Origin of the sequence: Collinsella sp. TF12-2AT (assembly GCF_003436735.1) — a bacterium.
Classification (GTDB): Bacteria; Actinomycetota; Coriobacteriia; order Coriobacteriales; family Coriobacteriaceae; genus Collinsella.
This window is the reverse complement of sequence record NZ_QSQK01000003.1, coordinates 1-11,626: the sequence shown is the minus strand read 5'-3', so window position 1 is coordinate 11,626 and position 11,626 is coordinate 1. Positions and strand designations below refer to the sequence as shown.

The 11,626-nt window shown below is 55.8% G+C and carries 10 protein-coding genes and 1 tRNA gene; all 11 read left to right on the top strand.

From position 1 onward, the window contains the following. Positions 1-133 precede the first annotated feature (133 nt). The 11 genes from DXD24_RS03140 to DXD24_RS03090 all read left to right on the top strand — a co-directional run bounded on the left by DXD24_RS03140 (position 134) and on the right by DXD24_RS03090 (position 10,845). Positions 134-970 carry an ABC transporter substrate-binding protein gene (locus tag DXD24_RS03140; protein WP_158550129.1) on the top strand — a complete coding sequence of 279 codons (837 nt, stop codon included), beginning with the start codon at positions 134-136 and terminating at the stop codon, positions 968-970. Beyond that, positions 967-2,766, top strand: coding sequence for a GGDEF domain-containing protein (locus tag DXD24_RS03135; RefSeq protein ID WP_117646132.1), 1,800 nt, complete (start codon positions 967-969; stop codon positions 2,764-2,766). Before DXD24_RS03140 ends, DXD24_RS03135 begins: the two co-directional genes overlap by 4 nt. A gap of 113 nt (positions 2,767-2,879) precedes the next feature. Beyond that, the gene (locus tag DXD24_RS03130; protein WP_089572560.1) at positions 2,880-3,143 is read left to right on the top strand and encodes a TIGR03905 family TSCPD domain-containing protein; all 264 of its coding nucleotides are present in this window, start codon (positions 2,880-2,882) and stop codon (positions 3,141-3,143) included. Further along, positions 3,143-4,354, top strand: coding sequence for a twin-arginine translocation signal domain-containing protein (locus DXD24_RS03125; RefSeq protein WP_117646131.1), 1,212 nt, complete (start codon positions 3,143-3,145; stop codon positions 4,352-4,354). The genes DXD24_RS03130 and DXD24_RS03125 overlap by 1 nt, the downstream gene beginning before the upstream one ends. Before the next feature lie 153 nt (positions 4,355-4,507). Further along, the gene (locus DXD24_RS03120; RefSeq protein WP_006236208.1) at positions 4,508-5,230 is read left to right on the top strand and encodes a response regulator transcription factor; all 723 of its coding nucleotides are present in this window, start codon (positions 4,508-4,510) and stop codon (positions 5,228-5,230) included. Positions 5,231-5,241: 11 nt separating this feature from the next. Continuing rightward, the gene (locus DXD24_RS03115; protein WP_117634753.1) at positions 5,242-6,807 is read left to right on the top strand and encodes a cell wall metabolism sensor histidine kinase WalK; all 1,566 of its coding nucleotides are present in this window, start codon (positions 5,242-5,244) and stop codon (positions 6,805-6,807) included. A gap of 118 nt (positions 6,808-6,925) precedes the next feature. Further along, the gene (locus tag DXD24_RS03110) at positions 6,926-7,804 is read left to right on the top strand and encodes a phosphoribosylaminoimidazolesuccinocarboxamide synthase (RefSeq protein ID WP_035136481.1); all 879 of its coding nucleotides are present in this window, start codon (positions 6,926-6,928) and stop codon (positions 7,802-7,804) included. Then, positions 7,805-8,380: a hypothetical protein gene (locus DXD24_RS03105; RefSeq protein ID WP_117646130.1), complete on the top strand. Its 576-nt coding sequence runs from the start codon at positions 7,805-7,807 to the stop codon at positions 8,378-8,380. A gap of 89 nt (positions 8,381-8,469) precedes the next feature. Further along, complete coding sequence (locus DXD24_RS03100; RefSeq protein ID WP_117646129.1) at positions 8,470-9,750, top strand: aminopeptidase; 1,281 nt, start codon at positions 8,470-8,472, stop codon at positions 9,748-9,750. A 28-nt stretch (positions 9,751-9,778) separates the two neighbouring features. Beyond that, positions 9,779-9,854: transfer RNA gene (locus DXD24_RS03095), tRNA-Lys, on the top strand. Positions 9,855-10,047: 193 nt separating this feature from the next. Next, positions 10,048-10,845: a TraX family protein gene (locus DXD24_RS03090; protein WP_117646128.1), complete on the top strand. Its 798-nt coding sequence runs from the start codon at positions 10,048-10,050 to the stop codon at positions 10,843-10,845. Positions 10,846-11,626: the final 781 nt, after the last annotated feature.

Genomic DNA, 11,626 nt, shown 5'->3' with positions numbered 1-11,626 from the left:
TAATTCGACCGCTTGCGGATGCATTTCAACCTTTGGCGCCTTGCCCGTCTTGGGCGAGGCGCTTTTTTTACTGTCGCATATGCGCCCGGGTAATAAAATGAACTCCGACTGCTGTTTCGATGAAAGGGGGCACGTGCCCAGACGCATCAAGCGGGCCACCATCGTCTCGTTTACGCTCATACTCCTTGTTGCCGTCTGTGCGGGCGCCCTGACGTATACCGTTCGAAGCAGTTCTTCCTCCTCGAATGAAGCCGATAGGGATCTCCCGGTGCTCAAAATCGGCGTTACGGATAACGACCCCTATGTGTATGTCGATAGCACGGGCGATTACGCCGGTATCGATATCGACATCGCCCGCGAGGCCTGCAAGCGTGCGGGGCTCAAGCCGCAGTTTGTCGATATTGACTGGAACGATCGCGACCGGCTGCTCAAAAACGGTGATATCGATTGCCTGTGGTGTGACTATTCTCCCTGTTATCGCGAGGATAAGTATTACTGGACCGAGCCGTATCTAACCGTGACGGTCTCGGTTGCCGCCAAGAAAACGAGTGGCATCAAGTCCTTGGCACATCTCGATGGAAGTAAGACCATTGCGGTGATTGCGGGTTCGGTGAGTGAACGCCGATTGCTTGCGGGGGATCTGGGGGTCTCGTCGGACGTTCAAATCAAATCATATGGCTCTGCCGAACTCTGCAAAGCCGCTCTAGTCAAAGGGTACGTTGACTGCTGGATGGCGGATGTCCAGTCGCTTGACCGACTCGTTGCTCAGTATCCCGGCGTTTACCGTGTGTTTGCCGACAATGTTATGACGGTTGACCTGGGCGTCGCGTTTGATGACAGCTATGAAGGATTGGTCGTAAAGGATCTCAATACCGCGCTGTTCGACATGGATCGAGATGGCACGATTGACCGTATTGTGGGCAATTACAAGACAGGAGCGACGACGCGCGGGCAAGGAGGAAATTCATGACAACTGATGAGCACCGCTTGAGTCGAAAGACTCTGAACGTCATAGCTGCCAGCGTTATTGTCAGCGCCGTCTTGTTAGGCCTGTTGTATACGGTTGGAACCCATCGCTGCCTCGAAAAAACGCTTGGGTTTGGCCAAGAAACCATGGTGTTTTTGGAGAACGCTTGCGAAAAATATGACCGCTACGAACAGGGGAGAAAAACCGAGGCGACGCACGATTTGCTCGCCGCGGTTGAATCGTTTGCGACGTTCCTGTCCTCTGATCGCGTTGAGGTTAACGACGATCTTATCGAGCAATTTGTCCATGCCGAGAACCTTTCGGGGCTGATGGTCATGGACTCCGATGGCCATATGGCTGCCCACTACGACATCGATGGTCGCGATCCGCTCATGTTGTGGCGAGATGAGTTGGCCTGTTCGCCGGTCGCATCGATGTATCAAGGTTCCAAAGTGACCTACTCAACTGTCGATGAGCGCCGTGGTGTCGTTTTTGCCGTCTGTGCTGTTCCGTATGGCGACGGCGTTGCCCTGGCATACCGCTCACTTGTTTCCGATACGGCGGACGACTATTCATATGCCATAGCCGACGTGCTTTCGAACAGTACCTTCCACCAGGGTCCCACGGTGCTTGTTATGGAGGATGCGGAGATTGTCTCATCCAACAGTGCCGATGCTGACGTGTCGCTCGCCCGACTCCTCACCAGCGTAGGAGTTGAGTGGAAAGACGACGGCCTGACGCGCATCGAATATCGAGGAGACGAATGGTATGCCGTGCGTGCGGCATATAAGGACTACCGCCTGTTTGCACTATATCCCAAATCTGAGGTCATGTCTGACAGGATTTCATTTGTCGCCGTCGGCGTCTTGGTGTGTCTTGCGTTTTGGGTCGTGGTGCTGTTGGCTCGAAATATCGTTGACCACCGCAATTTGGTCGAAAAGGATAAACAGCTCGGCATTATCAATGCCATAAGCGCCATCTACGATTCGACCTTCCTTTTGCATCTCGACACCCTCGAGATCGAGGGGATCAATATGTCGCCGGCGATAGCGAAAATATTTGCCGAGCACAGCGAGGCATATGACTTTATGGACACGGTCTGCCGGGATATCGTGAGCCCCGAAAGCCGCGAAGCGGTTGTGGGACTCGTAGATATAAGTTCGCTTCGTGAACGTATGGAGGGCGTACCGTACTTGGCTGCCGAGGTGCGAGATTGTCGAGGCGCTTGGTACTCGCTACAGGTTGTCCCCCAGCATCGCGATGAGCAAGGCCGGCTGGAGTCGGTCGTCGTGGCGACGCACAACATATCGATGGTCAAGCATGCCGAGGAGCTGTCATATCAAGACAAACTGACGGGGCTTCGCAACCGCAACTATCTTGAATCGCGCGGAGATAGCCTGGTAAACGAGGACTTGCCCGTGAGCGTGATTATGTTGGACTGCAATTATCTCAAGCGGACCAACGACATCTATGGTCACGAGATGGGGGATGAACTGCTGCGACGGACGGCGTCCGTGCTGCGGCGGGTGGCTGGTGCGGATTATCTGCCGATGCGCCTTGGCGGCGACGAGTTTTTGCTGGTTTGCCCCCATACTGACAACGAGTCTGCGCTCGGGCTGGAACAGGATCTTCGTCTCGGTCTTGCCGCGGTAAGCGATGAGGCCCTGACGGTCAGCGCATCGATTGGCGTGGCGACCGTCGAGACGGCTGGAAATACGCTGGCCGATGTATATCGTGTCGCCGACCACAATATGTATCGGGAGAAGCGCACGGTCCACGCACAGGGTGCGGACTGCTAATCTTGCCCCCGCGAGTCCATGCATCGTAGGATGTTGAATCGGTGCTTGCGATAATAAGTCGGCCCAGGCGGGGATAATAGACGTCTGAAATTTCTTTCTGAGAGGGGATCTCAATGATTAGTTTTGACTACAAGCCGCAGGGTGTATGCTCTCGCAATATTCACCTCAATCTCTCTGACGATGGCAGCAAGGTGCTGGGCGTTGAGTTTACCGGCGGCTGTGACGGCAATCTCAAGGCAATCTCCAAGTTAGTCGAGGGTGCTCCTGCCGATCGCGTAATCGAGGTTCTCGCCGGTAATACCTGCGGTATGAAAAAGACCTCTTGCGCCGATCAGCTTACGCGCGCTATCGAGGCCGCTCGCGCCGAGATCGCCTAATGGGTATCGCCGACCACATCAAGAATGGAATATCGCGCCGTGGCTTTGTGCTCGGCGGTGCTGCCGCGGGCGCTGCCACGGTGCTTGCCGGTTGCTCGAAAAAAACGGGCACCAGCGACGATGCCGCCGGCGAGCCGCAAGTTATCAAGGACGATTCGAAGATTGTCTCGATCACTGATGAGTACGAAGCTGTTGATATCGATCTTGAGCCGGCGGCGTCGTGGACGCTGCCGCTGGGCACGCTGCTGTACTACTGCGATGGCGACTACGCTGCCGCGATGATGGCGCCTGCTTCTGCCCTGCATGCCAATACGCTTGGTGTGCTCAACCTGGGCGATGGCTCGCTTACCACACTTATCGAGGATCCCGTTGAGGGAACCGGTTATGCGTTTTACGACGTTCGCGCGGGTGATGGCGTGTTCGCGTGGGTCGAGATGAACTTTGCCAATGCGTCTTGGAAACTCTATGCGCAAAACCTTGCAGGCTCCTCCCTTACCGGCAACGCTGTCGAGCTCGATCGCGGTGGCGAAAATTACGATCCGCCGCTCTTCACAGCGTATGGGTCGTCGGTCATCTGGTATAAGATGCCCTCGTCCGGCGGCAGCAAGACGAGTAACGATTCGTACTGCTACCGTCAGTCGCCCAGCGAGTCCAAGCCTGAGACTATTTGGAAGTCGACGGGCCGCTTCGCATCCGCCCCGCGTGTGAGCGACGGCATCCTGACCATCTCGCCCCGCGTGCACAATGATGAGGGCGTCTATTACGGTATGACGGCGATCGACCTGACTGACGGCAACAATACGAAGCGAGCTCAGCTGGTGCTTCCTTCGTCGGTTTCGCCTTTCGAGGCCGTGTATATGGGCGACACCTTCGTGTTCTCCATTGAGGCGACGTATAACGGTGTGGGTAGCCTGGGCAATATGGGCACCTATATCGGTAACGAGGGCGGGCCGTACCTCTTCCTTTCGCGTGAGCCGCTCGCGTGCGTTGCGGGAAGGAAAAATAAATACCTGGTTAAAGTCCAGGCGTCGCATTTTTTGATTGACACTTCGGCTAAGACCTACGGCTCGCTTCTGTCGCCCGACCGAGCCCTGGAGTATGGCGATTATCCAGCTACGGCGGGAAAATCGGACTCATTCCTTACGTACGCCACGGTGCGCAACAGCCAGGGTATACCAGAGACGGTCACCGCACGCCTATTCTCTCTTTAAGCTTAGAGGGGTTAAAAAGGCGCCAACAGGGGAATAAGCGCGTTGTAATTGTGAGTACCGCCCGCCGAGCTGCCGCGTCATAGTGGCATCCGGCGGGTTCAGGTGCGTTAAAATGGGCTTGTTCTTAGCTAATTGAGACAGGGGGGCCGTGTTATGGCTTCAGATGCAAAAAAGATTCTGCTGGTCGAGGATGAGAAGGCAATCCGTGACGCCGTCGCTGCCTATCTCGAGCGCGAAGGCTACTGGGTTGTGGGCGTCGGCGACGGCCAGTCCGCGATCGAGGAGTTCGAGAAGCATCAGTTTGACCTGGTCGTGCTCGACCTTATGCTCCCCAAGATCCCCGGCGAGCGCGTTTGCCGCACCATTCGCGATACCTCGGATGTCCCCATCATCATGCTGACGGCTAAGGGCGAGATCGAGGACCGTATTATCGGTCTTGAGCTCGGCGCCGACGACTATCTGATTAAGCCGTTCTCGCCGCGCGAGCTTGTCGCGCGCGTACGCGCCTTGTTCCGCCGTGCCCATCAGGCCGACGAGCCAGCCGTCGAGGTACTCGACTTCGGCGATCTGGTCATCGATATCTCGGGCCACAAGATTTTGGTCGAGGGCAAGGAAGTCGACCTGACGGCTTCCGAGTTTAAGCTGCTCACCACGCTTGCCCGTCACCCCGGTCGCGTCTACAACCGCATGGAGCTGGTCGAGAAGGTGCTCGGCTACGACTTTGAGGGCTATGAGCGCACCATCGATAGCCACGTGAAGAACCTTCGCGCCAAGCTGGGCGATGATCCCAAGAAGCCCAAGTGGCTCTACACCGTCCACGGTGTCGGCTATCGCTTCGAGGCTCCGGCCAAGACCGATAAGTCGGACGAGAAATAGGGAAATCACATATGACACCTGCGCGCTTTGAAATCGGACAAAAGCACAAGCAGGAGAGCGAGGCGGGTTCCAAGGCTAGTTGGAACACGCCTCGTTCCGATTCACGGCCAACGATGAGCTATCCCTCGCGCATGGCACTTGCTTTTGCTCTGACATCGCTCATGACGGTATTGGTGCTGGTGGGCGTGGTCTCTGTTGTGTGGGGCACGGTCTTTTCGGATTACACGCGCTCCAATATCGTCGAAATCGCAAATTCCGCTGCCGAAAAGCTTGCGACGTCGTATGAGGAAAACGGCAATTGGACTGCGGGCGAGCTACGTACGGTCGCGACATCGAGTTTGGTGTCCGACGATTTGGGTATGCAGGTCGTCAACAAGAAAGGCGTTGTCGTTTATGACGACTCATGGCCTTCGGCAAGCGCGACCGCCGATGTGCGCGAGAACGAATCGCCGTCGAGCAGCTCGAGCGGGAAAAAAGCATCGCATAGTCCGGTCTCGTCGGCTCCCACCGGCTCCGATAGCGTTGCAAACGTCGAAATCATAACGTCTTCCGGCGAGCATGTCGGACAAGTAAAGCTGTGGGCCATCGGCTCCGATGCCTTGCTCACCAAGGCAGATTCTGCGTTTAGGGAGAAGACCTTTAACGCCATGGCCCTTGCTGCGGTTGTTGCAGTTTGCATTTCGGTCGTTATCGGATCACTCGTGTCGCGCATGCTCACCAAGCCGATTCACCGTATTACCAGCACGGCCAAGCAAATTCGCGATGGCGATCTGTCTGCTCGTACGGGCTTGCGCGGCGATGACGAGATTGATCAGCTGGGTGAGACCTTCGATGAGATGGCCACTTCGCTCGAGAAGGATATGAAACACGAGAAGCGCCTGACCTCAGACGTGGCTCACGAACTTCGTACTCCGCTTATGGCCATGCTCGCGACAGTCGAAGCCATGCAGGATGGGGTGTATCCCACCGACGACGAGCATCTGGAAACCGTTGCATCCGAGACACGTCGCCTGGCCCGTCTGGTGCAGCAGATGCTCGATCTATCGCGCATGGAAAACAGCACAGCGCCGCTCAACCTTGAGCCGGTGGACATGGTTCCCTTCGTGCGTTCCATCGTCAACGCTCAGGAGCGCCTGTTTGTTGACCGCGATCTGCGCTTGCGCTTTGCAGATGAAACCCAGGGTCACGACGATGTCGTCGAGGCCGATCCCGACATGATCACGCAGTGCGTCATCAATCTCATGAGCAACGCCATGCGCTACACCCCCGAGGGCGGTTGGGTCGTGGTGTCGGTGCTCAGTGACCGCAAGCATGTCAGTATTGCCGTTTCGGATACCGGCATCGGTATTGCCAAGGACGATCTGTCGCGCATCTTTGGTCGTTTTTGGCGTGCCGACGCCAGTCGCGCCCGCGAGGCGGGTGGCCTGGGCGTGGGCCTCGCCGTGACTAAACAAATCGTCGAGCGCCATCATGGCTACATTTCCGTGGAGTCGGAGCTTGGAAAGGGTACGACTTTTACAATTCATCTGCCTCGCGAGCACACGGCGGACGCGGCATCTACTACAATGGAGCACTAGCTTTTCGCTATTCGGTGAAGGAGGGGTTTCGTCCCTGCCGCTCCGAGTTTGCGAAAACGTGCGGGAAAGAACCCGCATTACTGTCGTATTTTGGTAAGGAGTGACTCACGTGACAACGATGGAGCGTCGTCCGGATTCCCGTGGCAAGGTTCGTGATATCTACGATGCCGGTGAAAACCTGCTGATGGTCGCCACCGACCGCATTTCTGCGTTCGACTTCATTCTTCCCGACGAGATTCCGTTTAAGGGAGAGGTGCTCAACCGCATCTCGGCATTCTGGTTCGATAAGTTTGCCGACATCGTTCCCAACCACCTCGTTTCCATCGACCCGGCGGATTTCCCTGAGGAGTTTGCTGAGTATCGTGACTACCTCGCCGGCCGCGCCATGCTGGTTAAGAAGGCCCAGACGATTCCTATCGAGTGCATCGTCCGCGGCTATCTGACCGGTTCGGGCAAGAAGACCTACGACGAGAACGGCACCGTCTGCGGCATCCAGCTGCCTGAGGGCCTGACCGAGGCTTCCAAGCTTCCTGAGCCGCTGTTCACGCCGTCCACGAAGGCCGAGATCGGTGACCACGACGAGAACATCTCGTTCGAGCGTTGCTGCGAGATCGTGGGCGAGGACATCGCCACGCAGATTCGCGACCTTTCCCTCAAGATCTACAAGGCCGCTGCCGAGTACGCCGCGACCCGTGGCATCATCATTGCCGACACCAAGTTCGAGTTTGGTGTCATCGATGGCAAGGTCACGCTGATCGACGAGTGCCTCACGCCCGATTCCAGCCGTTTCTGGCCTGCTGCCAGCTACGAGGAGGGCAAGATCCAGCCCAGCTACGACAAACAATTCGTCCGCAATTGGCTCAAGGCCAACTGGGATATGACGGGGGAGACCCCGCACCTGCCCGCCGAGGTCATCGATGGCACGTCCGAGCGCTATCGCGAGGCCTTCCAGATCATCACGGGCTCCCAGTTCACAAGCATGAAGGAGAACGCATAAGTGAGTACCCGTAGCGCCACGAACAAGCGCACGCAATCCCACGAGGTTACCGGGGTTGCGCGCAAGTCCGCCGCATCTGCTAAGCCTGCCCGTCAGGCAGCGAGCTCTGTCCGCGTCGTGCCGGCTTCGTCTAAGGCACGCCGCAAAGAGCTCGAGAAGGGCGAGAACCTCGAGGGCCTCTCTAAAGAGGAGAAGCGCGCCCGCAAGGCTAAGCAGCGCGCCAAGGAGGACCGCATCTACACGGTGTCGAATATCCTTCTCAAGCAGGATGAGGACTACACCAAGCGCCGCCGTATTTGGTGGGCTGTGCTCGCTATCGGCATGGTGCTCGTCGTGGCAATCGGGGCTTCGCTCTACTTCGCTCCCGGCGGCACGGTGTCCAGTCCTGTTCAGATGGTCGGCATCGTTTTGTCCTATGTCATCATCCTGGGTGACTTTATCTACGACTTCGCTCGTATTCGTCCCTTGCGTAACATGTATCGCGCGCAGGCCGAGGGCATGTCCGAGAACAAGCTCAACGCTCTTATCGAGCGCGCAGCTGCCGAGGAGGACAAGAAGGACTCCAAGAAGAAGTAGCGTTTGCATGCATACTTATCGCTAAGATATAAGGCGCGTCGTTTTTGCGGCGCGCCTTTTTACTGTTCTATAGATAGATGGAGTGGCACATGATTCGAGCTGCCCTGACGGTCGAAGAGGCTCTGGAGGGCATGAAGGCCTTGGAGTCCAAGATTAAAAACTATGCGCGCTTGGTTGTCCGCAAGGGCGTAAACGTCAAGCCCGGCCAGGAGGTTGTCGTTCAGTCTCCGGTCGAGTGCGCATCCTTTGCCCGCGTGGTGGTCGCGGAGGCTTATGCCGCCGGCGCTGGCCACGTGACGGTCATTTGGGCCGATGATGCCGTGACGAGGCTCACGTACGAGCATGTCGAGAAAAGCTATTTTGAGCAGACACCCGAGTGGAAGCGCATGCAGCTGGATTCCCTGGCCCAGGATGGTGCCTGCTTTGTCTTTATCGAGGGGGCGGATCCTGCGGCCCTCAAGGGCATCGATCCAGCCAAGCCGGCCGCGGCATCCAAGGCGAGGAATACGCAATGCAAAGTTTTCCGCCGTGGACTGGATTACAACATCAATCCGTGGTGCATCGCCGGCGCTCCGGTCGTGGCTTGGGCGCACGAGGTGTTCCCGGGAGACGCCGATGAGGTTGCAATCTATAAGCTGTGGAATGCGATTCTGCACACCGCGCGCGCCGATGGCCAGGACCCAGAGAGCGACTGGGAACTCCATGACGCCGCATTCGAAAAGAACCTGCGTTTCCTGAACGACAATCGTTTCGACTACCTGCATTACACCTCGGCAAATGGAACCGATCTGACGATTGGCATGACGAAAGGTCACGAGTGGGCCGGCGGCAAGGGCAAGACACCCGATGGACACCCCTTCTTCCCCAACATTCCCACCGAGGAAGTCTTCACCTCGCCTGATCGTATGCGTGCCGACGGGATCGTGTATTCGGCTATGCCGCTCATTCACCACGGTAACAAGGTTGACGATTTTTGGATTAAGTTCGAGGCGGGCCGCGTAGTGGACTACGATGCCCGCGTGGGTAAGGCGACGCTTGCGAGCATCATCGATACTGACGAGGGCGCTGCTCACCTGGGAGAGGTCGCGCTCATCTCCAAGAACACGCCGATCCGCGAAAGTGGCGTACTGTTCTACGATACGCTCTATGACGAGAACGCTAGCTGCCATCTCGCGCTAGGTGTCGGTTTCCCCGAATGCATCGAGGGTGGGTATGACATGTCCAAGGAAGAGCTCCTGGAGCATGGCGTTAACGTCTCGAGCACACACGTCGATTTTATGATTGGCACGGACGACATCGATATTACGGGCATTACGCCTGATGGACGTGAAGTTGTGATTTTCCAGAACGGCCAATGGAGTTGGGAATAGTCCCAGACCGTGGTACAATGCCACCCGCGGGCCGTTAGCTCAGCTGGCAGAGCAGGGGACTTTTAATCCCAAGGTCCAGGGTTCGAACCCCTGACGGCCCACCATAGAATGGAAAAGCGACTGGCGGATGCCGGCCGCTTTTTTGTTGCCGCGACGCGGGTTCGAACCCGAAAGGGCGCGGAGCTGAGTAAACGCGTGAGCGTTTGCCAGCGCAGCGCGCAAGGCGCGAAGCGCCGCAGCGGCCGCCTGCGGAGCAGGCTGAACCCCTGACGGCCCACCCAAAGTAAGGAATACGAAATGAAAACAAATAGATACGGAATTAGCGGCAGCACATTAAAGATAATAGCAGCCATTTCGATGGTTCTCGATCATGTAAGCAGGATCGTCCTGACCAATGGAATCATGACTCACGCATCGTACAGTCAGATATCAGACGAACAGTGGGCGATTCTAAGCGAGGCTTCGGATGTGCTTCATGTTCTTGGCAGAATTGCATTTCCCTTATTTTGCTTTTTGATAGTTGAGGGATTTTTGCATACTCATGACATAAAGAGGTACCTGCGAAATATGCTTGTCTTCGCAATCATTGCGGAGCCCATATACGATTTCGTTCAAACCGGGCAACTATTTGACCTTCGGCAACAAAATGTTATGTGTGAGCTCCTGCTTTGCTTGGTCTTCTTGATAATTCTGGAAAAGATACAAAGCCTTTCAAAATGGAAGAGGTACATCGCAGAAACTGCTCTGATTGTTTTGACAGCACTGGCAGCTGAATACACTAAACTAGATGGCGGTGTGTATGGCATTCTGCTTGTGGCTGCATTCTATTTATTCCACGACAGCAAGGCCAAGATGTTCTTTGCTGCAGTATGCGCAGTGCTCCTTTCGTCATGCCATATAGTTGGCGGCGGATTTGAGTTTGCTACAGCTAATATATTTAATCCTGATGTTGCTGCCGCGGTCGTTTCGTTGCTGCTTATCAATCTTTATAATGGCAAGCGAGGGCTGAAGCTCAAATATTTCTTCTACATTTTCTATCCGGCTCATCTTGCTCTGCTTTATGGTGTCTCACTTATTGTTTTGAACTGTCTTTAAAAACTCTCAAACAAGTCTCTGAAAGCAGAACTAAATTGACCCTAAGACTGCTTGTGAATTTCCGGAAGACCTGTGAGATACGAGGATAGACAACGAGGGCTGTAGAAAGATGCTTCGAAAGCATGAATGGCAGCGAGAAAATGAGTTCGGAAGAACCCCTCTGGATGATCCAGCATAGAATAGAAAGCGATCGGCTCCGGCTGGTCGCTTTTTTGTTGCCGCGCCACGGGTTCGAACCCGAACTTCTCTATATATAAGAACGCTTGGCGAACAAAACCTGCCTTTTACCGACGGGAAACAAATAGCTGATGCTTTTGGAGTAAAGTGGCGCTCCAGAGATGACCGATGCCTTAACACCTATAAACCAGCTGGTCATCGCCAATATCAGAAGCCAATGCTTCAGTTTTAACCTCAGTGATGCGACTGAGGGGCCTATTTATTTGTGAACAAAATATGGAGTGCGCGATTCCCGCCCCCGGCGCCCCTCCGGTCTGGCAATATATCTCCTTGCCGCGCGGCCCGGTCGGACCGGATCAGCCGCCAGGCGTGCACCTTGAGAACCGGATACTGCGAGGATGGACACATTCAGTGTCGCATCCGGGCAGACATCGAACCATTTGAAATGGTCTAACTTGGATTTGTTTTTCGCAAGGCCGCCGAGAGGCGGCCCCGAGAAATTCCTTTTCCTATACAGAACCATATGAATCGAACGGAACCGATCAGCGATGGACTGAGAGGACCGGACGGGCTCGAAGCCCATACATTTTGGACGGAGAGTTCG